General features: G+C 38.8%; 26 protein-coding genes. 19 read left to right on the top strand and 7 right to left on the bottom strand.

The genetic code is table 11. The features are described 5' to 3' along the window. Positions 1 to 746 precede the first annotated feature (746 nt). Positions 747 to 2,603 (bottom strand): DNA helicase RecQ, encoded by a 1,857-nt coding sequence (recQ, locus tag E4T92_RS10025; protein ID WP_135094611.1) that lies wholly within the window; start codon positions 2,601 to 2,603, stop codon positions 747 to 749. A 1-nt stretch (position 2,604) separates the two neighbouring features. After that, positions 2,605 to 2,910 carry an iron donor protein CyaY gene (cyaY, locus tag E4T92_RS10030; RefSeq protein ID WP_135094613.1) on the bottom strand — a complete coding sequence of 102 codons (306 nt, stop codon included), beginning with the start codon at positions 2,908 to 2,910 and terminating at the stop codon, positions 2,605 to 2,607. 96 nt (positions 2,911 to 3,006) lie between these two features. Between cyaY and E4T92_RS11285 the strand changes: the two genes are divergently transcribed. Together E4T92_RS11285 and lysA are read left to right on the top strand one after the other, a co-directional pair. Continuing rightward, positions 3,007 to 3,123, top strand: coding sequence for a lipoprotein (locus E4T92_RS11285; protein ID WP_077542342.1), 117 nt, complete (start codon positions 3,007 to 3,009; stop codon positions 3,121 to 3,123). A 15-nt stretch (positions 3,124 to 3,138) separates the two neighbouring features. Beyond that, the gene (lysA, locus tag E4T92_RS10040) at positions 3,139 to 4,386 is read left to right on the top strand and encodes a diaminopimelate decarboxylase (protein WP_135094615.1); all 1,248 of its coding nucleotides are present in this window, start codon (positions 3,139 to 3,141) and stop codon (positions 4,384 to 4,386) included. Positions 4,387 to 4,444: 58 nt separating this feature from the next. Here lysA and hslR read toward each other — a convergent pair whose 3' ends face one another. Further along, on the bottom strand, positions 4,445 to 4,831 hold the full coding sequence (gene hslR / locus E4T92_RS10045; protein WP_135094618.1) for a ribosome-associated heat shock protein Hsp15: 387 nt from the start codon (positions 4,829 to 4,831) through the stop codon (positions 4,445 to 4,447). Between the two features lie 69 nt (positions 4,832 to 4,900). Here hslR and nudE point away from each other — a divergent pair, with 69 nt between their 5' ends. From nudE to lon, 17 genes are all read left to right on the top strand, one after another. Further along, the gene (gene nudE, locus E4T92_RS10050) at positions 4,901 to 5,464 is read left to right on the top strand and encodes an ADP compounds hydrolase NudE (protein ID WP_135094620.1); all 564 of its coding nucleotides are present in this window, start codon (positions 4,901 to 4,903) and stop codon (positions 5,462 to 5,464) included. Positions 5,465 to 5,602: 138 nt separating this feature from the next. Next, positions 5,603 to 7,603, top strand: coding sequence for an oligopeptide transporter, OPT family (locus E4T92_RS10055; RefSeq protein ID WP_135094622.1), 2,001 nt, complete (start codon positions 5,603 to 5,605; stop codon positions 7,601 to 7,603). 50 nt (positions 7,604 to 7,653) lie between these two features. Then, a complete protein-coding gene (locus tag E4T92_RS10060) occupies positions 7,654 to 8,034 on the top strand; it encodes a hypothetical protein (protein WP_135094624.1) in 381 nt (126 codons plus the stop codon). A 19-nt stretch (positions 8,035 to 8,053) separates the two neighbouring features. Next, complete coding sequence (locus E4T92_RS10065) at positions 8,054 to 8,464, top strand: hypothetical protein (RefSeq protein WP_135094626.1); 411 nt, start codon at positions 8,054 to 8,056, stop codon at positions 8,462 to 8,464. A gap of 24 nt (positions 8,465 to 8,488) precedes the next feature. Next, positions 8,489 to 9,313 (top strand): 3'(2'),5'-bisphosphate nucleotidase CysQ, encoded by an 825-nt coding sequence (gene cysQ, locus E4T92_RS10070; protein WP_135094628.1) that lies wholly within the window; start codon positions 8,489 to 8,491, stop codon positions 9,311 to 9,313. A gap of 67 nt (positions 9,314 to 9,380) precedes the next feature. Next, positions 9,381 to 10,865: a glucose-6-phosphate dehydrogenase gene (gene zwf / locus E4T92_RS10075; RefSeq protein ID WP_135094630.1), complete on the top strand. Its 1,485-nt coding sequence runs from the start codon at positions 9,381 to 9,383 to the stop codon at positions 10,863 to 10,865. A 232-nt stretch (positions 10,866 to 11,097) separates the two neighbouring features. Then, entirely contained in the window at positions 11,098 to 12,150 is a 1,053-nt protein-coding gene (locus tag E4T92_RS10080; RefSeq protein ID WP_135094632.1) for an acyl-CoA dehydrogenase family protein, read from the top strand. A gap of 153 nt (positions 12,151 to 12,303) precedes the next feature. Then, on the top strand, positions 12,304 to 13,002 hold the full coding sequence (pgl, locus tag E4T92_RS10085) for a 6-phosphogluconolactonase (protein ID WP_135094634.1): 699 nt from the start codon (positions 12,304 to 12,306) through the stop codon (positions 13,000 to 13,002). Continuing rightward, positions 13,002 to 13,364 carry a DUF1304 domain-containing protein gene (locus tag E4T92_RS10090; protein WP_135094636.1) on the top strand — a complete coding sequence of 121 codons (363 nt, stop codon included), beginning with the start codon at positions 13,002 to 13,004 and terminating at the stop codon, positions 13,362 to 13,364. The genes pgl and E4T92_RS10090 overlap by 1 nt, the downstream gene beginning before the upstream one ends. 22 nt (positions 13,365 to 13,386) lie before the next feature. Continuing rightward, the gene (locus E4T92_RS10095) at positions 13,387 to 13,791 is read left to right on the top strand and encodes a nucleotidyltransferase substrate binding protein (protein WP_135094638.1); all 405 of its coding nucleotides are present in this window, start codon (positions 13,387 to 13,389) and stop codon (positions 13,789 to 13,791) included. Then, a complete protein-coding gene (locus E4T92_RS10100) occupies positions 13,784 to 14,101 on the top strand; it encodes a nucleotidyltransferase domain-containing protein (protein ID WP_135094640.1) in 318 nt (105 codons plus the stop codon). The genes E4T92_RS10095 and E4T92_RS10100 overlap by 8 nt, the downstream gene beginning before the upstream one ends. A gap of 101 nt (positions 14,102 to 14,202) precedes the next feature. Beyond that, a complete protein-coding gene (locus E4T92_RS10105; RefSeq protein ID WP_135094642.1) occupies positions 14,203 to 14,880 on the top strand; it encodes a hypothetical protein in 678 nt (225 codons plus the stop codon). 46 nt (positions 14,881 to 14,926) lie between these two features. Then, positions 14,927 to 16,381 carry a decarboxylating NADP(+)-dependent phosphogluconate dehydrogenase gene (gene gnd, locus E4T92_RS10110; RefSeq protein WP_135094644.1) on the top strand — a complete coding sequence of 485 codons (1,455 nt, stop codon included), beginning with the start codon at positions 14,927 to 14,929 and terminating at the stop codon, positions 16,379 to 16,381. Between the two features lie 180 nt (positions 16,382 to 16,561). Beyond that, positions 16,562 to 16,885: a DUF4298 domain-containing protein gene (locus E4T92_RS10115; protein WP_135094702.1), complete on the top strand. Its 324-nt coding sequence runs from the start codon at positions 16,562 to 16,564 to the stop codon at positions 16,883 to 16,885. 142 nt (positions 16,886 to 17,027) lie between these two features. Next, entirely contained in the window at positions 17,028 to 17,702 is a 675-nt protein-coding gene (gene rpe / locus E4T92_RS10120; protein WP_077542356.1) for a ribulose-phosphate 3-epimerase, read from the top strand. Between the two features lie 36 nt (positions 17,703 to 17,738). After that, a complete protein-coding gene (locus E4T92_RS10125) occupies positions 17,739 to 18,413 on the top strand; it encodes a phosphoglycolate phosphatase (protein WP_135094646.1) in 675 nt (224 codons plus the stop codon). Positions 18,414 to 18,537: 124 nt separating this feature from the next. Further along, positions 18,538 to 20,952 carry an endopeptidase La gene (gene lon / locus E4T92_RS10130; RefSeq protein WP_135094648.1) on the top strand — a complete coding sequence of 805 codons (2,415 nt, stop codon included), beginning with the start codon at positions 18,538 to 18,540 and terminating at the stop codon, positions 20,950 to 20,952. Positions 20,953 to 21,036: 84 nt separating this feature from the next. Here the strand turns inward: lon and E4T92_RS10135 are convergent, their stop codons facing one another. The 4 genes from E4T92_RS10135 to E4T92_RS10150 all read right to left on the bottom strand — a co-directional run bounded on the left by E4T92_RS10135 (position 21,037) and on the right by E4T92_RS10150 (position 24,955). After that, entirely contained in the window at positions 21,037 to 22,206 is a 1,170-nt protein-coding gene (locus E4T92_RS10135) for an MFS transporter (RefSeq protein ID WP_135094650.1), read from the bottom strand. A 302-nt stretch (positions 22,207 to 22,508) separates the two neighbouring features. Beyond that, complete coding sequence (locus E4T92_RS10140) at positions 22,509 to 23,549, bottom strand: hypothetical protein (protein ID WP_135094652.1); 1,041 nt, start codon at positions 23,547 to 23,549, stop codon at positions 22,509 to 22,511. A gap of 15 nt (positions 23,550 to 23,564) precedes the next feature. After that, positions 23,565 to 24,437, bottom strand: a complete 873-nt coding sequence (locus E4T92_RS10145) for a hypothetical protein (protein ID WP_135094654.1) — start codon at positions 24,435 to 24,437, stop codon at positions 23,565 to 23,567. Beyond that, the gene (locus tag E4T92_RS10150) at positions 24,419 to 24,955 is read right to left on the bottom strand and encodes a hypothetical protein (RefSeq protein ID WP_077542361.1); all 537 of its coding nucleotides are present in this window, start codon (positions 24,953 to 24,955) and stop codon (positions 24,419 to 24,421) included. Before E4T92_RS10150 ends, E4T92_RS10145 begins: the two co-directional genes overlap by 19 nt. Between the last annotated feature and the right edge of the window lie 123 nt (positions 24,956 to 25,078).

Here is a 25,078-nt window from a genome sequence, read left to right on the forward strand (position 1 = left end):
TATCCCCATGTGAGAGTAGGGCACCGCCAGGGCTTTATTACCCATAAATCCCCGAGTTGATGAGCTTGGGGATTTTTGTTTACAGGATACGCCCAAAAATGTCCTGTTTGTCGACAAGATTCTCAGAGGAGAAGGCCAACCTAAATTTTAGCTCGGTCTTATACCCCGTTTATTTATTTAAAATCTTTAATAAGAATAATCTTATAATACTTCGTCAATCCATTGTGAACGGATAATTTATTCTTAGGTTTACTAAATAGTCCTTCTAATCTATTATTTGTTTTTTCTATCTATAATTCAGTATATTTTCGAAACAAAATAAATCATCTTGATTTTGCTTTAGGTGTTCTTGTTCATTTATGGATAACCAACGCAACTGAGGAAATTGGTAAACTTATGGGAATAGCCAGAAACCTTGCCTGCCATTACAAGTAATTGATTGAATTTTATAGCTTTTTTAGCATAGTTTATTAATGCCAATAACTAGTAAATATCTTTTTCAGTTTTGGTGATCCGATTATAAAAGAAACTTGATCTATTAAAACAAGTACACCAAATTCTCTTCCCTATAAGGCTTTAACCCTATTTTGATCAACTATCTCTACTACACCAGATTTTTTTATCTTTCTAACAATATAGGAAATATTCTACAAGATGAGCTCATCTTGTCTGTGTAAAAATTTCTTCTTTGTGAGACTAGAATAAATTTAATAAATCCTAAAGGCTCGCAGAATAAATTGAACTTTTTAGTCTATTTCAGTCTTTGTCAGGGCTTTCTGGTGTGTTTTAATCAAATTTATAAAAGGTTGGGCAAATCGTTCCAATTTTATTGTGCCCACGCCGTTAATTTGCAGCATTTCAATATTAGAGGTCGGCATATATTGTGCCATCTCTTGTAGTGTTGCATCATTGAACACGATATAGGGTGGGATATTTTCCTTGTCGGCGATTTGTTTGCGTAAAAAGCGCAGACGGGCAAACAGATCTTTATCGTAATTAACCATCGTGCTTCGTTGTGGGCTGTGAGCAATTTTGCTAATTGCGGAAATACGTGGCATGGCGAGTTCCAACGGTATCTCTCCTTTTAGCACGGGTTTGGCATTTTCTGTGAGTTGTAAGGTGGTGTTAAACTCTCCGATCACTTGCTGTATAAAACCTAGGTGAATCAATTGGCGAATCACCGATTGCCAATGTTCCTTACTCTTATCTTTCCCAATACCATAAACGCTAAGTTTATCGTGTTGACGTTCGAGGATTTTCTGATTTTGCATTCCTCGTAATACGCCAATCACATATTGTGCCCCGAAACATTGCCCTACTCGGTAAATAGTGGACATCACTTTTTGCGCATCCACTAAACCATCATATTTTTTCGGTGGATCTAAACAAATATCGCAGTTATTGCAGGGTGTTTGGCGATGTTCACCGAAATAATTAAGCAACACCAAGCGACGACAAGTTTGGCTTTCGGCAAACTCACCGATGGCTTCTAATTTATGTTGCTCAATTTGTCGTTGGGGTGTTTCCGGTTTCTCAAGTAAGATTTTTTGTAACCAAGCATAGTCTGCCGGTTCATAAAATAATACGGCTTCGGCGGGTAAGTCATCCCGTCCCGCACGACCGGTTTCCTGATAGTAAGATTCAATGCTGCGAGGTAAATCAAAATGCGCTACGAAACGGACATTGGATTTATTGATTCCCATACCAAAAGCAATGGTTGCGACTACCACTTGCACATTATCACGTTGAAAATCCTGTTGCACACGCTCACGCTGTGCGGTTTCCATTCCTGCATGGTAAGCTGCTGCGGATATCCCTTTATGGCGTAAACTTTCTGCTATTCGTTCGACTTTATTACGACTGTTACAATAAACAATACCGCTTTTGCCTTTTTGAGCTAACACAAAACGGGCAAGTTGCTCAATGGGTTTAAATTTTTCTTCCAGCGTGTAACGAATATTTGGGCGATCAAAACTACCAATATACTTGTAAGGATTTTGCAGTTTGAGATGAGTAAGAATATCTTGGCGCGTCGCGTAATCCGCCGTTGCGGTGAGTGCCATAATAGGTGCATTCGGAAAACTGGATTTTAACCCGCCAAGTTGGGTATATTCGGGGCGGAAATCGTGTCCCCATTGGGAAATGCAGTGTGCTTCATCAATCGCGATGAAACTGACTTGGCAATAGGAAATCAGCTGGAAAAAACTGTTCGTCATCACCTTTTCCGGTGAGATATAAAGGAGTTTAAGCGTCCCAGAAATCAGCTTATTCTGTACTTGTTGCTGCTGTTCTAATGTTTGGCTGGAATTGAGAAAATCTGCCTCAATACCATTGGCCTGTAACTGATCTACCTGATCTTTCATTAAGGATATGAGAGGGGAGATCACCAGCGTAAGCCCATTAAAACAGAGCGCTGGAATTTGATAACAGAGCGATTTACCATTCCCCGTTGCCATCACTACCAGTGAATCTTGTCCATTCAATGCGGCATTGATCACTTCTTCCTGCCCTTTGCGGAAAGATTGATAACCAAACACTGAATTTAGCACGGAAAGTGCGGTCGGTTTTTCCGGAGTTTTTGGGGAAGGGGATGTGTGGGACATATTAGAATTGGATAGCTTCACCGTGTGCAGCACAGGCTTCTGTTAAACTCGCCCAAAAATTTTTACCGTCATTGGAAATCCATTCACCATTTTTGAAGGCAAAATGAAAACCGCCTAGTTTACTGGCAAGCCAAAGTTCAAACAAAGGCTCTTGTTTGTTGATAACAATTTGTGTGCGATTACCAAAGGTCATAGTAAACACAGCACCTTGAGTTTCACAATCCACATCGGCACCTTGCTCTTCTAATTCTTCTTCAATTTTTTGCCAAATTTGTTCAATGTTTTGATGAAATTCTGCAACATTCATAAAGTTTTTCCTTTCAAATCTGATAGAATGCGGCAGATTATAAAGCCTTTTGCCCCCTTGTGAAAGGCGGATTTAACGATGAGTGGGAGAGAAAAAATGAAACAATTATTGTCAATTTTAGTATTAAGTGCAGTTTGTACCTTAGCGACAGGTTGTGGTGTAAAAGGCCCATTGTATTTTCCGGAAAAAGAGCAAACCCAACAAAATCCATAATTGGTGAGACATAATATGAATTTTTTTCAATATCAAAATAATCAACTCTATGCCGAGCAACTGCCGGTACAACAACTTGCCGAACAGTTCGGTACGCCCCTTTATATCTATTCCCGTGCGACCCTGGAACGTCATTGGCATGCGTTTAATGAGGCGTTAGGTTCACATCCCCATTTAATTTGTTTTGCCGTGAAATCTTGCTCTAACATTGGGGTATTAAGTGTTATGGCAAAATTAGGTTCAGGTTTTGATATTGTCTCGCAAGGTGAATTGGAACGCGTATTGGTGGCAGGGGGGGATGCTTCGAAAGTCGTTTTTTCCGGTGTCGCAAAATCCCGAGAAGAGATTATGCGTGCGTTAGAAGTGGGGATTCGTTGTTTCAATGTGGAATCAGTGTCTGAACTTCACCACATCAACCTCATTGCCGGCGAAATGGGAAAAATTGCACCGATTTCTTTGCGTGTAAACCCTGATGTAGATGCGCACACGCACCCCTATATTTCCACCGGTTTAAAAGAGAATAAATTTGGTGTCAGCGTGGACGAAGCCCTTGAAGTCTATAAGCTGGCAGCAAGCCTACCGAATGTGAAGATCACAGGAATGGATTGTCATATCGGATCGCAACTCACAGAATTACAACCCTTTTTAGATGCGACAGATCGTCTAATTGTGTTAATGGAACAACTCAAACAAGATGGCATTGCCTTGAAACATTTAGACTTAGGCGGCGGTTTAGGGGTGACTTATACCAATGAAAACCCACCTCATCCCAGCGAGTATGCCAAAGCCCTGTTGGAAAAATTAAAAGATTATCAGGATCTTGAAATTATTCTTGAACCGGGACGGGCAATCACCGCCAATGCCGGCATTTTGGTGGCAAAAGTCCAGTATTTGAAAAGTAACGAAAGCCGCAATTTTGCCATCACAGATACCGGTATGAACGATATGATTCGTCCGGCATTGTATGAGGCTTATATGAATATTGTGGAAATTGACCGCACTTTAGTACGTGAAAAAGTGGTTTACGATGTAGTCGGGCCGGTGTGCGAAACCTCGGATTTTTTAGGCAAACAGCGAGAACTTGCCATTGCCGAGGGGGATTATATCGCACAATGTTCTGCCGGCGCTTATGGGGCGAGTATGTCTTCCAACTACAATTCCCGCCCGCGTACAGCCGAAGTGTTAGTGGATGGCGATAAAGCGCATTTAATCCGCCGACGTGAAAGTTTGCAAGAACTTTGGGCATTGGAGTCCGTCATTTAATATTCTCTTAAAAAAGAAAGTGCGGTTGAAAAATTACTAGATTTTTAACCGCACTTTTTTATACCTGATGCTTAAACTTCAACAAATCCCGACGCTCTTTTTTATTCGGGCGGCGGTCGGGGTGGGGCATTGCAAGGGCGTTATTTTTTCTTGCCCATGTCATTTCTTCCCGTTTTTTCACACTTTGATCCGTTTCACGATAAAGCAATTGTGCTTCGGGCGCGCCACGGCGTTGGTCGCTTAATGCCAGTATCTCTACTTCTTTCTCTTCATTGCCTTGGCGTAATTTTAAGATTGCCCCGATTTCCACAATTTTGCTCACTTTTGCGCGTTGTCCGTTGTAATGTACCTTACCTCCCTCAATCATTGCTTTGGCAATACTGCGGGTTTTATAAAAACGGGCTGCCCATAACCATTTATCGAGGCGAACGTCTTTTTCTTCCATTTACGATCTCTCTTTGCTTAATTTGTGATACAGTTTGCACCCATGGTATCACAAAATAAAGGAAAACCTATGATGTCGGATGATCAAACGTCGTTACCGAAAATTTTATCTACACGCACAGTCGCAAAATCCCGTTTATTTGAAATTCATGCGGTTGATTTAGAATTTAGTAACGGTGAAAAGCGAACCTACGAACGTTTTAAACCCGGGTCACATCAGGCTGTGATGATTGTGCCGATTGATGGAAATGATCTTTTACTGATTAGAGAATACTCCGTGGGGACGGAACGTTACGAGCTTGGTTTTCCAAAAGGTGGCGTAGATATGGGGGAAATCCCGCAAGAGGCGGCAAATCGTGAGCTAAAAGAAGAAATTGGCTTGGGTGCAAAACAGTTTCATTTTTTGCGTACAGTCATAACCAGTCCGAGTTATATGCGTAATCCAATGCATATTTTTGTCGCGCAGGATTTTTACCCCTGTAAACTTGAAGGGGATGAGCCCGAACCGTTGGAATTGGTTCGTTTTCCGCTCTCTAACTTAGATGAATTGATTCGCGATCCTAATTTTAATGAAGCCCGAAATTTGACCGCACTTTATACTTTAAGAGATTATTTGAACTGCCGAGGAGAATAAATATTAATAATTTTTCTGATAAAGATATAATTTATTAAATATTTTCTACTTTAATTGAGGAAATATTAAAATAATTCTTGAGTTTTTTAGCATTTCTTGGGAAAGTGAACGCCTTGTTATTTAACCCAAGGAAACATTATGCCTCATTCAAATTTAAAAGAACTCACGTTTCGTGGGATGATTCTCGGGGCGTTAATTACGGTGATTTTCACTGCATCTAACGTCTATTTAGGATTAAAAGTCGGGATGACTTTTGCTTCTTCCATTCCTGCCGCAGTTATTTCTATGGCAGTGTTAAAATTCTTTAAAGATTCCAGTATTTTAGAAAATAACATGGTTCAAACTCAGGCTTCCGCAGCCGGTACTTTATCTTCTGTTATTTTCGTTTTGCCGGGTTTATTAATGATGGGATACTGGAACGATTTTCCATTTTGGCAAACCATGTTGATTTGTGCTTCCGGCGGAACATTAGGGGTATTGTTCACTATTCCATTACGTCGTGCGATGGTGGTGAATAGTGATTTACCTTATCCGGAAGGGGTTGCCGCCGCTGAGATTTTAAAGGCGGGAAATCATAATAAAGGTGATACAGGGGTAAAAGACATTGCGTATGGCGGTGTATTAGCCGGTGTAGTAGCGTTTTTAACAAATGGCTTACGTGTGATGGCGGATGGTGCGAGTGCATGGATTCAAACCGGTAAAGCCGCTTTCCAATTACCAATGGGCTTCTCTCTTGCGTTGTTAGGTGCCGGTTATTTGATTGGTATCGTCGGCGGGATTGCCATGTTAGTCGGGTTGGTGCTGACTTGGGGCGTTGCCGTTCCATTCTTTACCATGTCCGGTGATATGCCGACAGATATGGGCTTAATCGATTTTGCCATGAGTACATGGAAAACCAAAGTCCGCTTTATTGGTGTGGGAACTATCGGGATTGCCGCAATCTGGACATTATTAGTTTTAATGAAACCTATGGTAGAAGGCATGGTGCATTCATTCCGTATGCTGAAAAATGGTCAATCGGAATCGGCTCATCGCATTGATATTGATCTCTCACCAAAAACCATGATTTATATCCTTATTGCAACCGTTGCGTTGATCGTGATTTCACTCCATCACTTTATTGCAGCTGCGCCTATTTCACCGGAACTTTCTATTTTATTGGTGGTGGTTTGTACCTTCCTCGCCGTATTTATCGGCTTTTTTGTGGCAGCAGCTTCCGGTTATATGGCGGGGTTAGTGGGGTCATCATCCAGCCCAATTTCCGGTATCGGGATTATTTCGGTGATTGTGATTTCTCTTGTATTGGTTTCTATCGGTAATGCTACGGGCTTATTTGAAACCTCAGATGGTCAGAAATTTTTAACCGCACTTACGCTGTTTACCGCGTCCATTGTATTAACCACCGCAACGATTTCTAATGATAACTTACAAGATTTAAAAACAGGTCTATTGGTTGAAGCCACACCGTGGCGTCAGCAAGTGGCTTTGATTATAGGTTGTTTTGTCGGCTCACTGGTGATTGCACCGGTATTGGAAATTTTATATCACGCTTATGGTTTCAGCGGCGCATTACCTCGTCCGGATATGGATCCGACCCAAGCACTTTCCGCACCGCAAGCCACAATTATGACGACTATCTCGCAAGGTATCTTTACCAACCAATTAGAATGGACATACATTTTAACCGGCGTGGGTTTAGGTGCGGTGTTAATTATTATTGATGCCTTCTTGAAAAAGGTGAGCAATAAAGCCTTTGCATTACCGGTATTAGCGGTGGGGATTGGTATCTATTTGCCACCATCCATTAATACACCGGTTGTCGTTGGAGCATTCTTAGCCTGGTTTATTAACCGCCATATTGCAAACTATGCCGCACGTACCGGCGATAAACAAATTTCGGCTAAAGCGGAACGTTTTGGTACGCTTTTCTCGGCAGGATTAATTGTGGGGGAAAGTTTAATGGGGGTGATTCTTGCCTTTATTATTGCGGCTTCCGTTACATCCGGCGGTTCCGAAGCCCCACTGGCACTTAACCTTGAAAATTGGGGAAGTATCGGTGAATTGTTAGGCTTAACCGTATTTATTGCTGGAATCATCATTTTTGCTTCTCGTGTATTACGTGCGAAAAAATCTGATTAATCCTTAAAATTCCTTTAAAATAGGCTATCTTTCCTGATAGCCTATTTTTTATGAAACCTTATCTTAACGCATTAATTTTATTTCCTCTTATCTTGCAAGGGTTAGCAACCGCTCTTGTAGAGTTTTTGAATGCGAATGCGGATCCATATTACCAAACGCCTTTTATCCAAAATTTTCTTGTCGTTTTTATTCTCGTGGCGATTCCCGCTTTTTTGATTAGCCTGATCACCACTAAATTCCGTTATATGCGCTATAACATTGCCGCTATTGTACTATGCTCAGCATTAGTGAGTTTTTTTTATTATCTCACCATCATCTCTCTTATTGAGTTTACTATTTCATTCTGGGGAGCTTTATTGGGTATGTGCTTTATGACATTTTGCACTTTGTTTATACTGCCTTGGCTCTTGCCAAAAACCAAATCATCATAAGAAATTGTAGGGAGATTTTATGAAACGTTATCGCAAAGCATTAATTTTATTTCCGTTGATTTTGCAAGGATTAGCTACCGCATTATTTTGGTTTTTGGATTGGGATCTTGATGTAAGCGTACCTTTTAGCCACTACCTTTTCATTGCTTTTATCCTAGCAACCATCCCCGCTTTTCTGATTGCCTTGGTCGCCACTAAATATCGCTATGTACGCTATAATATCCTATCGATTGTGCTATGTTCATCATTGATCGGTTTTTTCTATTTTTATTTCATTGCTTATTTATTGGTCGTAATAAAAGAACCGGATATATCAATCTGGACATGGTTAATTAAAGATGGGCTAGTGCTGGGACTATTAAATATGTGCGGTATAGTGTTTTATTCTCTCTTTGTCTTGCCATTTTTATTACCCAAAACCAAATCGTGATGAAAAATATTGTCGGGAGGTTTTATGTTGCCACTCAATGAACATTTACTGAATCAAGTTCTATTGATTGCTTACCAAGCCGGTAAGCATCTACAACGTTTTTATCAGCAGCATATTGATGTACAAATTAAAGAAGATAATACACCGGTCACCGAAGCGGATCTTTTCGTCAGTCAATTTTTAACGGAAAAACTGACCGCACTTTTTCCTCAAACGCCGGTACTTTCTGAAGAAAATTGTGATATTTCTTTTGAGCAACGACAGACTTGGAAAGAATATTGGCTCATCGATCCCCTTGATGGTACGCAACAATTTATTAATCACACTGATCAATTTTCCGTTCTAATCACCCTCGTACGTAAAAATAAACCGGTGTTAAGCGTTATCCATGCACCGATTTTATCGCTCACTTATTATGCGATGGAGGATTTTGGTGCGTTTAAAAAACAGGGTGAACAAGTCAAAAAATTGGCTAAAAACACCACAGATTTTAACCGCACTTCTTGTTCCCCAATATTACGCATTGCAGTGGGAGCAACGACCTCGCAGGAAAAAGTACGGTCAATTTTACCGAAAGATTTGCCTTGTGAATTTGTTGTGATGGGGTCGAGCAGTTTAAAAAGTGGTTTAGTGGCGGAGGGCATTGTAGATTGCTATATCCGTTTGGGGCAAACCGGCGAATGGGATACGGCAGGGGCGGAAGTGTTATTGGGGGAAACGAACGGGCAAATTTTTGATCCGCAATTTGCACCGCTGACATACAACCAACGTGAAACCTTAATTAATCCCGCTTTTGTGATGGTGGCGGATAAATCTATAGGTTGGACATCTATCTTTCGATTTAATTGATTGGTTAGAGGGGGAATTTTCGTTAGAATAGCCCGTCATTTCACTCGGTATTTTTACAAGGATAATTATGCAAACTGAGAACAGCTGTATCGTCATTTTTGGCGCATCCGGTGATTTAACCCACCGAAAACTCATTCCGGCTCTTTATAATCTTTTCAAAATCGGAAGATTGGGTGAGAACTTTTCTGTGCTTGGCGTGGCGCGTTCGGAACTTAATGATGAAACTTTCCGTACAAAAATGCGTGAAGCTTTAATCAAGAATGAAGATACCACACCAGAAACCCTTGATGAATTTTGTCATCATCTGTATTACCAATCCGTCAATACGGCAGATGCCGATGATTATGGCAAATTAGTCCCTCGTTTGGACGAATTACACGATAAATATCAAACCTGTGGCAACACACTCTATTATATGTCCACCCCACCAAGTCTTTATGGTGTGATTCCCGAATGTTTGGCGGCACATGGGTTAAATACGGAAGAATATGGTTGGAAGCGTATTATCGTAGAAAAACCTTTTGGTTACGATGAAAAAACCGCACAAGTGTTAGATGTGCAAATTCACCGTTTCTTTGAAGAACATCAAATCTATCGTATTGATCACTATCTTGGTAAAGAAACCGTGCAAAACTTGCTCGTGTTGCGTTTTTCTAACGGTTGGTTTGAACCCCTTTGGAATCGTAATTTTATTGATTATGTGGAAATTACCGGTGCTGAATCCATTGGCGTTGAAGAACGTGGCGGCTATTATGACGGCTCGGGCGCAATGCGGGATATGTTCCAAAATCATTTATTGCAAGTACTTGCCATGGTGGCAATGGAACCACCGGCAATCATTAATGCGGATTCTATGCGTGATGAAGTGGCAAAAGTGATGCACTGTTTACGTCCACTTACACAAGAAGATGTGGAACATAATTTAGTGTTGGGTCAATATACTGCCGGTGAAGTGAATGGCAACATAGTGAAAGGGTATTTAGAAGAAAAAGGTGTACCGGCAGATTCACACACGGAAACTTATATGGCACTGCGTTGTGAAATCGAAAACTGGCGTTGGGCAGGTGTGCCTTTCTATGTGCGTACGGGGAAACGCTTACCTGCTCGTGTGACTGAAATTGTGATTCATTTTAAAACGACACCACATCCGGTATTCAGTCAAAATGCACCGGAAAATAAACTCATTATCCGTATTCAACCGGATGAAGGCATTTCAATGCGTTTTGGTTTGAAAAAACCGGGTGCAGGCTTTGAAGCCAAAGAAGTATCAATGGATTTCCGCTATGCGGATCTTGCCGGCGCACAAGTCTTGACTGCCTATGAGCGTTTATTGCTAGATGCGATGAAAGGTGATGCAACCCTATTCGCCCGTACAGATGCCGTTCATGCCGCATGGAAATTCGTTCAACCAATTTTGGATTACAAAGCCAACGGTGGACGGATTCATGAATACGAAGCCGGTACTTGGGGGCCGGTGGCGGCGGATAAACTCATTGCGAGACAAGGCAAAGTATGGCGTAAACCGAGCGGATTAATGAAGAAGAAAATTTAAATGATATTGGGGGACGTGAAATTCAAGTTTCACGTCCTTTGCTGTTTTAATCTTATATTAATTTAAGATAACTTATACTTATTTATAATAAAAATCCTACTTTTCTTTAGATGAATAACCTTTACCCTCCATCCTATATTTAAAATATATATCATATAAATAATTGATCTTATACAGTCCTATTTTTCTATAGTAATTTGAATATTAGTTAAATTACATAAGGAGAATAGAAATGGCATTTTTTTCAGACACTTTTCTTCATTGGTTAGAAAATAACGCAAATGAATTAGATCAAAAATCGTCAGCCTTATCGGAGGGTTTACTAAAACGCATTGCGGATGAAGACGCATTCAAAATTGGTATCCCACAAGCATTCGGTGGCCTAGATGGTGAAGCTAAGGATGTTGTTGAAATATTGCAAGAGTTGGCATCGCATTCACTGACGGCCAGTTTTATTGCATGGGGACATTATACCTTTATTAAACAAATTTTAATTAGCTCAAATCCCTATTTTAGAGAACATTATTTAAATGACCTCATTAATGCCAATATTGCTGGGGCGACAGGGCTTTCCAACACGGTGAAATATTTGGCGAACTTGGAGGAATTAAACGTAAAAATTATACAAAAAGACGGTAAATATTATTTAAATGGCAAGTTACCTTGGGTAACCAATGTGAGAAAAGATCGGTTTCTTGCTGTATTTTGTGCGGGTTTAGAAAATCAGGCGCCTTGGGTTATTGCGATTCCATCAGATACTATTGGGTTAGTTCGTTCGGCTGATTTAGAGTTTATCGCGTTACAAGGCGCAAACACTGCGAGTCTAACGTTTAATGAGGTGGAACTAAAGCCGGAATGGGTTTTATCTGATAATGCCCCCGACTTTTTAGCTCAAACTCGCCCTTATTTTTTAGGTTACCAATTTGGCTTGGCACTAGGATTAGCAAAACGTTCATTGCAAGAAGTAGAACAACGTTTAACTTATCGTGAGTCATTAGTGGTAGATTGGCAACAAATAAGCGAGCATTTTGCTTCTCTCAAACAGCGTTTGTACCATGGATTGACGGAAGAACAATATTTTATTGAGCGTCCAAAAGAACTACTGGCACTACGTTTAGAGGTGGTTGATCTCGTGGCTAAAAGTTTATTGTTGGAGTTAGAAGCAAGTGGCGGTGCGGCTTATTTGAAAAACTCATCATTGAGCTTTGTTCGGCGTTGGAATGAAGGGGCATTTTTGCCGGTTGTCTCGCCAAGTGCAGCACAATTAAAACAACTTTTGCGATAACGTTAATTTAATTAATAATTTCTTATTTCAAATGGATAACTTAACCTCTTTGCTATGATAGAATACCTGCAATTTTATCATCGGTTTGGTTATCCGTTTTTCTTTTCCCTAAAAAAATACTGGAAAATCTGACCGCACTTTTATAGGAATAAAATGAATACGATCACGTTCTCTACGGCACAGCAAGCGGTTGAAAAAATTGCACAAGAATTTGTGATTTATAGCCAATCAGCCCATCCCGTGCATATCTCCCTTTCCGGTGGCTCTACACCAAAATTATTATTTAAAACCTTATCACAGTTCCCATACCAAACCGCAATTAACTGGCAAAACCTCCATTTCTGGTGGGGCGATGAGCGAATGGTTGCGGCACAAGATCCGGAAAGTAATTATGGCGAAGTGCAAAAATTGTTATTTGATCATATTCAAATTCCCGCAGAGAATATTCATCGAATTCGTGGCGAAAATGAACCGAAGGTTGAACTAAAACGTTTCCAAGAAGAACTAAGTGCGGTCATTTCTGACGGTGTTTTTGATTGGATTATTTTAGGTATGGGGGCAGACGGGCATACCGCTTCGTTATTTCCTCACCAAACCAATTTTGATGATGAAAATCTTGCGGTGATTGCAAAACACCCTGAAAGTGGGCAAATCCGCATTTCCAAAACGGCAAAACTGATCAAGCAAGCAAAACGCATTACCTATCTTGTGACAGGGGAAGGAAAAGCGGAGATTTTGAAAGAAATCCAAACCACATCGGCTGAAAATTTGCCTTATCCGGCAGCGAAAATTAAAGCACAAAATGGCATAACGGAGTGGTATTTGGATAAAGCGGCGGCGAAGTTATTATAGTGGAAATTTTAGCCCATATTTTGACTGCCCTTGTGGCACTCGAACATTTCTATATTCTTTATTTAGAAATATTTGCTATTGAAGGAAAAACAGCCAAACGTATTTTTGGTTTAACGGATGAATTTGTCGCCCAACAGAAAGTGAAAGTGATGTTTGCCAATCAAGGTTTATACAACGGCTTTCTGGCTGCCGGGATTATTTTTGGTTATGTCATTCAACAAATTTCAGTGATTTATTTCTTTTTAGTTTGTGTGGTAATTGCCGCAATTTTTGGCTCAATCACCGCTAATAAGGGTATTTTGGTAAAGCAAGGGTTGCCGGCGGTATTGGCGTTGGTTTTACAAATTGTTACGAACAATTAATGTTCTGTGGAGAACAATAATTATGCTTGATTTTACACCATTGGAAAAAGCGATTTTCCGTTTAGAGGAAGGGCTAAATCGTTATCTGCAAGATATTAACGATATTCAGATTCGTGATGGTTTAATTCAACGCTTTGAATTTACCTATGAACTCAGCCATAAAATGTTAAAGCGTCATTTAGTTGCAATTTCGCCCAATCCAGAACTTTATGAGGGTATCAGCTTTCAGGATCTTATTCGTACAGGCAATGAATATGGATTATTGCAAGGCGAATGGTTAGATTGGAAACAGTATCGTGAAATGCGTAGCCGAACTAGCCATACTTACGATGAAGATACGGCAATTTTGGTGGTGCAAGGAATTCCTAAGTTTTTAAACGAAGTGAAATATCTTCAAGAAAAATTAAAGTGCGGTCAAAGTGGATAACGTTTTTGATATCGAACCCAAACATCTCGCTATTGTGCAGGATATTTTGAGAACCTACTTAGCAGGTTATGAGGTTTGGGCATTTGGTTCTAGAGTGAAAGGTACAGCACGCCAATTTTCGGATTTGGATTTGGTGGTAATGAGCGAAGAACCGCTTTCATTACGGCTTTTTGCTGAGGTCAGTGAAGCCTTTAGCGAGAGTGATCTCCCCTATAAAGTGGATGTGATTGACTGGGCGACAACTTCCGAAAGTTTTCGAGAAATTATCGCGCAAAAGTATGTGGTGATTTCAGAGAATAAAAACAAGTAGTAAGATTTCTATATTTTTCTTTTAATGCTAATATTCTATGTGGATAGTTTAGTTTTGAACTAGTTTTAATACAGCTAGAAGTTTAAATTAAGGGAGTTTATATGAGCATTTTAGATAGGATAAAGGATTTTTTCTGTAATAAAGAATTTGTATCTACTCTTAGTACTGGGATTATCTGCGCTTTTATTTCTTGGGGTATTACATCTTGTATTGAGGAAAAAAACAGAGAAATTAATTTACGCCCTTATTTAGATATAGGTCCCTCTAGAGTTAGTTATAAAGATGATTACTTTGGACTTGTTATTCGAAACACAGGCAAAGGACCTGCAATAATTACTGGAGGTTATATAAAAGCTAAAAGTAAAATTTATTTTAAAGATATCAATAGTAATATCTTGGATATCCTACTTCCTGAACTTCAAATTTACTCAGAAACTTTTAATACAATATGGGATGGTAACTCTGAATTTAGAGAAAGTTCTAAAGAAATTAACAAGAATAACAGTTGTAGATTATTTTTCTCTTTTGACTATATACCTACTACGGAATCATCAATCAAAGATGGCGAAGACCTAGCTTTAATTAGTTTTCCTACACAATACACCAATTCTGAAATAGGAAAGAAATATCCAAATAATGAGATATATCAAAAAATATATAACGAATGCAGGCATTCTTTTGAAAATATGATAAAAAATGGAAACTTTAGTATAGAATTAAAATATATCTCTTTGAATAAAGATAAATATGAAATGAAAGAAAAGAGAATAAAATTTTAAATACTAAAGTGATCTAATGTTTCACTATAATAAAACAGGAGCAAAAATGTCACAAAAAGGCGATATCGGCGTGATTGGACTCGCCGTGATGGGTCAAAATCTTATTTTAAATATGAACGACCACGGATTTAAAGTGGTGGCGTATAACCGTACCACTTCTAAAGTGGATGAGTTTTTACAAGGGGCGGCGAAAGGAACGAACATTATTGGGGCGTATTCCTTGGAAGATTTAGCCGCTAAATTGGAAAAACCGCGTAAAGTGATGTTAATGGTGCGTGCCGGTGAGGTGGTGGATCAATTTATTGACGCATTACTACCGCACTTAGAAGAAGGCGATATTATTATTGATGGGGGTAACTCCAACTATCCGGATACCAATCGTCGTGTAGAAGCATTGCGTGAAAAAGGGATTCGTTTCCTTGGTACGGGGGTTTCCGGTGGTGAAGAAGGGGCAAGACACGGGCCTTCCATTATGCCGGGCGGTAACGAAGAAGCGTGGCAATTCGTGAAACCGATTTTACAAGGCATTGCAGCTAAAACCGAACAAGGTGAGCCTTGCTGTGATTGGGTGGGCAAAGACGGTGCAGGCCATTTTGTCAAAATGGTGCATAACGGCATTGAATACGGCGATATGCAATTAATTTGTGAAGCTTACCAATTCTTAAAAGAAGGTGTGGGATTGTCCGATGATGAATTGGAAGCCACTTTTAACGAATGGCGTAAGACTGAATTAGATAGTTACTTAATTGATATTACAGCGGATATTTTAGGCTATAAAGATACTGATGGCACACGTTTAGTAGATAAAATTTTGGATACCGCTGGGCAAAAAGGCACGGGAAAATGGACGGGGATTAATGCCCTTGATTTTGGTATTCCATTAACCTTAATTACCGAATCTGTTTTTGCCCGTTGTGTCTCTGCTTTCAAAGATCAACGTGTGGCGGCAAGTAAACTGTTCAGTAAAACCATCGGCAAAGTAGAAGGCGATAAAAAAGTCTGGATTGAAGCGGTGCGTAAAGCATTATTGGCGTCTAAAATTATTTCTTACGCACAAGGTTTTATGTTAATTCGCGAAGCCTCAGAAAACTTTAATTGGAATATCAACTACGGCAATACCGCACTGTTATGGCGTGAAGGCTGTATTATCCGCAGCCGTTTCTTAGGCAACATTCGTGATGCGTATGAAACCAATCCAGATTTGATTTTCTTAGGCTCTGATGCGTATTTCAAAGGTATTTTAGAAAATGCAATGGGCGATTGGCGCAAAGTGGTGGCAAAATCTATTGAGGTAGGGATTCCAATGCCGTGTATGGCGTCAGCGATTACCTTCTTAGATGGTTACACTTCCGCCCGTTTACCGGCTAATTTATTACAAGCTCAGCGTGATTACTTTGGGGCACATACTTACGAACGTACAGATAAACCACGTGGTGAGTTTTTCCATACCAACTGGACAGGGCGTGGCGGTAACACGGCCTCCACCACCTATGATGTATAGTTGATAGCAATTTTCCCGGTTCAGCCGTACTTTTAATCAAAAAGTGCGGTTGATTTTTTAGGGGATTTTGTCACGTTATACCTTCCTTATAAGTGTGATTTTTGAGCGATTTTTACGGAGGGACGATACCGGTTTTTGCCCTCTCTTTCTCTTGTGTATTTAAAAATTTTGGAGGAAATGATGTTACCCAAAGAGCGTTTAGCCCAAATAGCAGAAATGGAAAATCTTTTAGATGAATCAACCGACTTTCTGGCAGAAATCGGTGATTTTCTTGAGAAATGGCAGGCTTTTTTACCGAAAATTAAAAAATTAGAACAATATTATTTTGCGGGTGATTGGCGTGATGATTATGAAGCCTACGAGCAAGGTGAAATTCCAAAAGAGATGTCCTGTGGTGTCCTTTCTCAAGATCTTGTATTTAATGCGAGTGCAGAGCATCAAGACCTTGCCATTGAATATCTAAAAGTGATTACGATGATTTTAGATCGACAAAATTATTCATGATATTCATTGGTTATTGCACCGTGTTTTTTATAAAAAATGTGCTAAGTGCGGTCATTTTTTCTCAAGTTTTTTGTAAATAATCAGGGCAATTTTTACGCTCACGTAGTAAACTAGGGCGACAATAATCTTTCAGGAGATCACAATGAAACCTTACCTTATTGCCCCTTCTATTCTTTCTGCCGATCTTGCCCGCCTAGGTGATGATGTTCAAACTGTGCTTAATGCCGGTGCGGATCTGATTCATTTTGATGTGATGGATAATCACTATGTACCAAATTTAACTTTTGGTCCGGTAGTTTGCCAAGCTTTACGTGATTATGGGATTACCGCACCGATTGATGTGCATTTGATGGTGAAACCGGTGGATCGGATTATTCCTGATTTCGCTAAGGCCGGTGCGAATTATATTACTTTCCATCCGGAAAGTTCCGAGCATATTGACCGCACTTTGCAGTTGATTCGTGACCATGGCTGTAAATCCGGTTTAGTGTTTAATCCTGCGACCCCCTTGAGCTATCTCGATTATGTGCTGGATAAAATTGACATCATTTTGTTAATGTCGGTGAATCCGGGATTTGGTGGGCAATCTTTCCTGCCTTCGACTTTGAAAAAATTACAACAAGTTCGTCAAATCATTGATAACAGTGGTTTTGATATTCGTTTAGAAGTTGATGGCGGTGTAAAAGTGAATAATATTGCAGACATTGCGGCTGCCGGTGCGGATACATTTGTGGCGGGCTCGGCAATTTTTGATCAACCTGATTATAAACAAGTGATTGATCAAATGAGACATCAGCTCGCAGGTATCCAAGGATAAATTTCTCATTATTGTAGTATAAAGACGAGAACGTTAATGAAGACACAATTTAAACTCATTGGTTTTGATTTAGATGGCACGTTAGTCAATAGCTTGCCGGATTTAGCTTTATCGGTAAATTCAGCCTTAGCAGAATTTAATTTGCCACAAGCCCCGGAGGCACTTGTTTTAACTTGGATTGGTAACGGTGCACCGGTATTGATTGCACGTGCATTAGATTGGGCAAAAGATCAAACCGGCAAAACGTTAAGTGAAGCAGATGTAGAAAAAGTAAAAGCGCGTTTTAACCATTATTATGGCGAGAATCTTTGCAATGTGAGTCGGTTATATCCAAATGTAAAGGAAACCTTGGAAGCATTAAAACAGAAAGGTTATACATTAGCTGTTGTAACCAATAAACCGACCAAACATGTTCAACCTGTGTTAGCGGCATTTGGCATCGATCATTTATTTAGCGAGATGCTAGGTGGGCAATCTTTGCCGGCAATCAAACCTCATCCCGCACCGCTTTATTATTTATGCGGTAAATTTGGGGTTGAGCCTCGACAAGTTTTATTTGTGGGAGATTCTAAAAATGATATTCTTGCCGCACATGCCGCCGGTTGTGCCGTGGTGGGTTTAACCTATGGTTATAACTATAACATTCCAATTAGCGAATCCAATCCGGACTGGGTATTTGATGATTTTGATCAATTATTAAAGATTCTTTAATTTTTCTCAAAAGTGCGGTGAAAAACAACCGCACTTTAATGTCTTAATTAAGCCGATTCCCTTGAATTCATCTAACCTACCCCCATATTACCCCAAATTATCGAAATAGAATTAGAGAGAAGATATGAACGCCAAAAGAATACAACGTACGATGCCCGTACTACCGCTACGTGATGTCGTGGTTTTCCCTTATATGGTGATGCCACTTTTTGTGGGGCGGGCAAAATCCATTAATGCCCTTGAAGAAGCAATGAATGAAAATAAACAGCTTCTTTTGGTTTCACAAAAACAAGCGGACTTAGAAGAACCGACTATTGACGATGTGTTTGATGTGGGCACCATTGCCAATATTATTCAACTACTAAAATTGCCTGACGGCACGGTGAAAGTCCTTGTAGAAGGACAACAACGTGCAAAAATCAATCATCTCGAAGAAGGGGAACAATTTTTCTCGGCAGAGGTCACCCCGATTGATACTGTCCGTGGTGATGAAAAAGAATTAGATATTGTCAAAAATGCGGTATTGTCCGAATTTGAAAATTACCTGACCTTAAATAAAAAAGTGCCGGCAGATGTGTTAGGCGCTTTACAACGTATTGATGACACAGATCGCCTTGCGGATACCATGGCGGCACATTTACCGGTGAGTGTTCGCCATAAACAAAGCGTATTGGAACTTGCCGATATTCAAGCTCGTTTAGAATATTTACTTGGTATGATGGAATCGGAAGCGGATATTCTGCAAGTGGAAAAACGCATTCGTAGCCGAGTGAAAAAACAAATGGAAAAGAGCCAGCGTAACTATTATTTGAGCGAGCAAATTAAAGCGATTCGCAAAGAAATGGACGATGGCGAAAACGAAGATACCATTGATGAAGTGGAGCAACTTCGTCAAAAAGTGGAAGCGGCAGGTATGCCGGCAGAAGTACGTGATAAAGTGGAAAGTGAACTGCAAAAGCTCAAAATGATGTCGGCAATGTCAGCAGAAGCGACGGTGGTTCGTAGCTATATTGAATGGATGATCCAAGTACCATGGCATAAACGCACGAAAGTGAAAAAAGATATCGCCAAAGCACAACAAGTGTTAGATGCCGACCACTATGGCTTGGAGCGTGTAAAAGAACGTATTTTAGAATATCTTGCGGTGCAGGCACGCCTCAATAAAATTAAAGGACCGATCCTTTGTTTGGTTGGACCACCTGGGGTGGGTAAGACTTCTCTTGGTCAATCCATTGCTAATGCAACCGGGCGTAAATATGTGCGTATGGCGCTGGGTGGTGTGCGTGATGAAGCGGAAATTCGAGGTCATCGCAAAACCTACATCGGTGCATTACCGGGCAAACTTATTCAAAAAATGGCAAAAGTGGGGGTAAAAAACCCGTTATTCTTGCTTGATGAAATCGATAAAATGGCATCGGATATGCGTGGTGATCCGGCTTCTGCTTTATTAGAAGTGCTTGATCCGGAACAAAACACCACCTTTAACGATCATTATTTAGAAGTGGATTATGATCTCTCCGATGTGATGTTTGTGGCAACCTCAAATTCTATGCATATTCCAGGGCCATTACTCGATCGTATGGAAGTGATTCGCCTTTCCGGTTATACGGAAGATGAAAAACTCAATATTGCGATGCGCCATTTGTTACAAAAACAAATTGAGCGTAATGGCTTGAAGAAAGGGGAATTAGTGGTGGAAGAAAGTGCCATTTTGGATATTATCCGCTATTACACCCGAGAAGCCGGTGTGCGCAATTTAGAACGTGAAATTTCCAAAATTTGCCGTAAAGCGGTGAAAAATTTATTGGTGAATCCTAAGCTAAAATCGATCACGGTGAATAGTGAGAATCTTCACGATTATCTTGGTGTGAAACGTTTTGAGTTTGGTAAAGCGGATACGCAAAATCGTATAGGTGAAGTGACCGGTTTGGCATGGACGGAAGTAGGTGGTGATTTGCTCACCATTGAAACTGCGTCTGTGGTGGGTAAAGGTAAATTAACTTTTACCGGCTCCCTTGGTGATGTGATGAAAGAATCTATCCAAGCGGCTATGACGGTCGTACGTTCACGTGCCGATAAACTGGGCATTAATCCTGAGTTCCACGAGAAACGTGATATTCATATTCACGTGCCGGACGGTGCCACACCAAAAGACGGTCCAAGTGCGGGTATTGCAATGTGTACGGCGCTTGTGTCTTGTTTAACGGGCAATCCGGTGCGTGCGGATGTGGCGATGACAGGGGAAATCAGTTTACGTGGTAAAGTATTGCCAATTGGCGGCTTAAAAGAAAAACTCTTAGCGGCACACCGTGGCGGTATTAAAACCGTATTGATTCCAAAAGAGAATGTAAAAGATTTGGAAGACATTCCGGATAATGTGAAACAAAGTCTTGCTATTCATGCGGTAGAAACTATTGATGAGGTGCTTGGCTTCGCATTGGAAAATCCACCGGAAGGCATAGAGTTTGTTAAAGTGGAGGCTAAGCCTAAAACACCACGCCGTAAAACCGTCACGAAAACCACAAGAGCGGTCAATTAATCGAAAATTTTTTTAGGGCTTGTGAAAACAAGCCCTTTTTGTATGTATTAAAACTCAAAAGAAGTGACTGCACTTTTCTTCAAGTTAGGGTTTAGTTTTCACTCTTTTAAATTGATGAAAGAGCCATAAGCTAAAAATACTCATAAAAATGACCGCACTTAAATTCGCCATTTTCCAGCCGTGGGTAGTTGCCATTAATAATCCCACGGAAAAAGAGGCGGTCAGATTGGCAAGATAAGTGATAAGAGAACTTGTGCCTTGTAATTTATGCTTATATTGTGGCGATAGCTGATTAAGCAAAAACGTGCCACCGCTAAACATCAAGCCCCAACCTGCGCCAATGAACATCAATGAGGCTAAATATGCCCAATGTTGTTGGGAAAACAAACTGCATAAACCGCCAATAATAAACAACAAGCAACCTAAACCAATAATGTATTGGTTCGCGACTTTTTTCAGCACAAAAGGTAGCAACAACGCTGGACTATACATTGCTACAAAATGCCATTGCAGCACCGGACTGATTTGTTCAAGCTGAAAATGCTGATGATGCATTGCCAAAGGAGTGGCGTTCATCAATAGCACCATCGTCGCAAAACTTAAAGCACAGCACGCCGTACCGATTTTAAATTCTTTCTGTAAGAAAATATCTTTCGGTACAGGCTGATTTTGAGCGTATACGGTTTGTGTATTTTTGATTGAAAGGAAAAGTTGGCTGATAATTAAAAGTAAAAAGACAGCCAAACACAACCAGAAAATCCCCGCATATTTTACCGCTAATAAATTTGCGCCTTTCGCTGCTAAAAATGGACCTAATACGCCACCGACAATGCCTGCACTGATAATCAACGAAGTTGCCCGTTTTTTGTTCACTTCATCATTGAACACTTCCGCCGCGGCGAAACGATAATATTGGTTGAACACCGTTGCTCCCCCCAAAATAAAAGTGGCAAGGCTAAATAGATAAAATTGTGCGTTATAAATGGCGTAAATCGCCAATAATGCCCCGACAATACCGATGAATCCGCTCACAATAAATGCCGTTCTTCTGCCATATTTTGCCATTAAAAAAGACGCGAAATAGACGGTGATTGCCGAACCTAAAATAGTCATCGTAATCGGCAAAGACACTAAAAAATCTTGAGGTGACAAAGCGTTACCCACCAAAGTGGAGCTGAGTGTGAGTAAAGAAATCACACTACCACTCAACGCTTGACCGAAAAAAAGTGAAAGGAGATTAAGAGAGGATTTCATTTTTGTCTCCTTGTCTTATTCAAAAAATTTATGCCTAAGAATGGTATCTATAGATTCCTTTATATCACAATCTGTATAAAAAATAGGTTGTATAGGAAATTGAAACCAAGGTAAATGTTTAGACGCCACATAAACACAATGAACTTTTTTATTTTTTAGAATAGAAAATCTCGAATTAAATCCCAAAGTCTTATTTTCAATAATACAAGATGTGTGTTGTGATAGTTTATTTCGCGCTTTATATCCTAATAGATAAATTGCCGGTATGGTATCCATATTATACTTTTTATGAACTGTTAGTCTTATGCTATCTGAAGGTATGATATCTTCTTTATTTTTTGTAAATGTATAGATAAATACTTCTTAGTAGAAATTAAGCAAACGTTATGAAAAAAGTCAATGATTTCATTGAATATTGTTATATTTCCTAATTTTTCTATCCAAATAGATTGATTTTTTTCATTTAAAATACTGGTTATGGCTAATATTATAATTTCTTCAACATTGAGCTTGATTGTTGAAAATGATTTAGGTATTTTTATTTTATGAGGTGAAATGTTATTTTCTAATATATTCTTCCAGTCTATATTTAATAATATAGTATTATAGTGACTTTCGATATCCTCCATTCCTACTTGGTTTTGCTCAAAATGAGATCTTTTATCTTCTGATTGTGGATATTTTTTGAAATTGATTGCTGCGTATTCTGGCTCTAGAATAGCAGAGATGAAATTTCTCTGACTGTCATATTCATCACTATACTTTTTGTTTGTGAAAAGGGCTGGGTAAAATCTATCTGAACCAGAATACACCGTCAGTTCTACTTTCTTATTTAATATATAACCTATAGCATTCATTAATGTTGATAACATAGATATAGAATATATTTCTGAGAAATCAGAATAATAGCTATCAGTTTTTAGTCCTCCACAAGATCTTTTGGCATGTCCCCAAGCTATATAGAATTTCAAATTTTTATTTCTTATGGCGTTAAATATTTTTATTTGTAATTCTATTGTATTCAATGTTGATGAGTTTTTGGATATAAAATAATTTCTAAATAATTCACATATAACAGCTGAGTCCTTCCATTCTTTCTCATTTAAATTAGAATACATAGCAGAGTTTAAATGCCCTTCTATCGTTCCTATTGCTTTTTTTACAATTTGTTTTGATTCTGTAGTGATTTTGTTTTTTAAATTACATACTAATAATTTTAGATCTTCCTCATCCATAAATATGGAATTGCACTCTAGTGGTAAACATTCCTTATCAAAGTTTTTGATGATGTCTTCATATAATTCAGTCTCGCTAACAAAAACTCCGTGGTTTTTTGAGTTCATTTTTTTCTCCTTTATTTATCTGGAATAAAATATAGGTTGATAAGATTTTGCTATATCATTTAGGGGATTAAATGATATAGAACTATTTTCCTCTATAAATATTCTTTTTTCTTTGTTATACTCTCGTTCTATCCTATATTTAAAATGAATCGAGTTATTTGTCAAATCTAAACCTGCAACAGAATGCTGAGCAGTGATAGATAAATCTTGTTGAGTGGTAGATATAAAGTTTATCTCTCCCTTTTTTCCATGTATGGTTAGCTTTAAGCAATTTGGAATTATACTAAATATCGTATTTAGATACCTATCCGTTAAGGATATTGATACATACCTCTTCGCTGCTTCCCAGGCTTCCTCTCTCATTGCTTTTACAATATCTATAGATTTAGAATTGTATTCTCCTATCAATCTTCTTGAAAATAAGTAGCTATACTTAATATCACTAAGATCTAAGTTTAAAGATGACAGATAAGAAATATAGAAATTTTGTAAATATTTTTCTTTGTAGATAGAGTCATAATTATTCGAAAATAAAGAGTTGTAATTGACAGAGGTAAGTATTGATGAAAATGTGTATGCTAGTTGATACCCTATCTCATTAAGTAAGCAGCTTTTTAAATTATTGATATTATTGCTATTAAAATATTTATCAAATTGATAGGATAGAGTATGATAGATTTCTAGGAATTTGTTTTCTCTATCTATTACCCACTTTTCATTATTGTTATCTTTAAGCCATTGTTCATAGTCAATTAATGAAACATGATTAGATAAGCTAAGCAATGATATCCAATACTTTAATGTTTTTTGGTATCTCTCCACAATAAAGTTTGGTGTTTTACAAGCTCTATTATATTTGTACCCATCAGCTAGTAAAGAAAACAACATTGTTCACCAGATATCTTAGAAAGCATTTTAGCGAGATTAAAGCACTTTAGTAATGTATATATTTCACCTAAATCAGGGCAGTTACCTTTATTTTTTACCGGAGATAATGGTTTTCTAGATAAAATTGGCATTACTAAATAGATTACTCCTTGCTCTTTAATAGCTTTTTTAGAAATATTTTTTATTTCTTCTTTTGATATATATTTTTTTGTATTTTTAAAAAAGTAGTTGTCACATAGTGTTTCATATATATAATCTTCCTTGCTATGATTGTAATTGCCATACTTAATCCTTATGTTTTTAAGAATAACATTTTGTCTTCTAGAACTATCCATTGACAGAGTTTCTATTAATCTACCTAAAATTTCATTGAAAAAGTACTCTTGACTAATAAAGTCAAAGTTATTTCCAAATACTGTTGATGTATCTAAACAGTGTCGTAAAGATGATGTCAGATTTATTAGACGATGAGAGCTAGATATTTGGGAATGTAATTGCTCAGAATTAAGTATTCTCATGCTATTACCTCAGGTTGCTTTTTATACAATATTAATCTAACACCTGTGTTACAAAATAAAGACATTTATTTTGCAAATTTGTGTGATCTCATTCACAAAATGAGATTTTAGTGAGATTTTTAT

This window comes from Pasteurella sp. WM03 (genome assembly GCF_004570945.1).
Taxonomy (GTDB): domain Bacteria; phylum Pseudomonadota; class Gammaproteobacteria; order Enterobacterales; family Pasteurellaceae; genus Rodentibacter.

Bases quoted from the DNA above. Each gene is read 5' to 3' on its own strand.
- recQ (WP_135094611.1), bottom strand. From the start codon at position 2,603: ATGTCCCACACATCCCCTTCCCCAAAAACTCCGGAAAAACCGACCGCA.
- cyaY (WP_135094613.1), bottom strand. From the start codon at position 2,910: ATGAATGTTGCAGAATTTCATCAAAACATTGAACAAATTTGGCAAAAA.
- E4T92_RS11285 (WP_077542342.1), top strand. From the start codon at position 3,007: ATGAAACAATTATTGTCAATTTTAGTATTAAGTGCAGTTTGTACCTTA.
- lysA (WP_135094615.1), top strand. From the start codon at position 3,139: ATGAATTTTTTTCAATATCAAAATAATCAACTCTATGCCGAGCAACTG.
- hslR (WP_135094618.1), bottom strand. From the start codon at position 4,831: ATGGAAGAAAAAGACGTTCGCCTCGATAAATGGTTATGGGCAGCCCGT.
- nudE (WP_135094620.1), top strand. From the start codon at position 4,901: ATGATGTCGGATGATCAAACGTCGTTACCGAAAATTTTATCTACACGC.
- E4T92_RS10055 (WP_135094622.1), top strand. From the start codon at position 5,603: ATGCCTCATTCAAATTTAAAAGAACTCACGTTTCGTGGGATGATTCTC.
- E4T92_RS10060 (WP_135094624.1), top strand. From the start codon at position 7,654: ATGAAACCTTATCTTAACGCATTAATTTTATTTCCTCTTATCTTGCAA.
- E4T92_RS10065 (WP_135094626.1), top strand. From the start codon at position 8,054: ATGAAACGTTATCGCAAAGCATTAATTTTATTTCCGTTGATTTTGCAA.
- cysQ (WP_135094628.1), top strand. From the start codon at position 8,489: ATGTTGCCACTCAATGAACATTTACTGAATCAAGTTCTATTGATTGCT.
- zwf (WP_135094630.1), top strand. From the start codon at position 9,381: ATGCAAACTGAGAACAGCTGTATCGTCATTTTTGGCGCATCCGGTGAT.
- E4T92_RS10080 (WP_135094632.1), top strand. From the start codon at position 11,098: ATGGCATTTTTTTCAGACACTTTTCTTCATTGGTTAGAAAATAACGCA.
- pgl (WP_135094634.1), top strand. From the start codon at position 12,304: ATGAATACGATCACGTTCTCTACGGCACAGCAAGCGGTTGAAAAAATT.
- E4T92_RS10095 (WP_135094638.1), top strand. From the start codon at position 13,387: ATGCTTGATTTTACACCATTGGAAAAAGCGATTTTCCGTTTAGAGGAA.
- E4T92_RS10105 (WP_135094642.1), top strand. From the start codon at position 14,203: ATGAGCATTTTAGATAGGATAAAGGATTTTTTCTGTAATAAAGAATTT.
- gnd (WP_135094644.1), top strand. From the start codon at position 14,927: ATGTCACAAAAAGGCGATATCGGCGTGATTGGACTCGCCGTGATGGGT.
- E4T92_RS10115 (WP_135094702.1), top strand. From the start codon at position 16,562: ATGTTACCCAAAGAGCGTTTAGCCCAAATAGCAGAAATGGAAAATCTT.
- rpe (WP_077542356.1), top strand. From the start codon at position 17,028: ATGAAACCTTACCTTATTGCCCCTTCTATTCTTTCTGCCGATCTTGCC.
- E4T92_RS10125 (WP_135094646.1), top strand. From the start codon at position 17,739: ATGAAGACACAATTTAAACTCATTGGTTTTGATTTAGATGGCACGTTA.
- lon (WP_135094648.1), top strand. From the start codon at position 18,538: ATGAACGCCAAAAGAATACAACGTACGATGCCCGTACTACCGCTACGT.
- E4T92_RS10135 (WP_135094650.1), bottom strand. From the start codon at position 22,206: ATGAAATCCTCTCTTAATCTCCTTTCACTTTTTTTCGGTCAAGCGTTG.
- E4T92_RS10140 (WP_135094652.1), bottom strand. From the start codon at position 23,549: ATGAACTCAAAAAACCACGGAGTTTTTGTTAGCGAGACTGAATTATAT.
- E4T92_RS10145 (WP_135094654.1), bottom strand. From the start codon at position 24,437: ATGTTGTTTTCTTTACTAGCTGATGGGTACAAATATAATAGAGCTTGT.
- E4T92_RS10150 (WP_077542361.1), bottom strand. From the start codon at position 24,955: ATGAGAATACTTAATTCTGAGCAATTACATTCCCAAATATCTAGCTCT.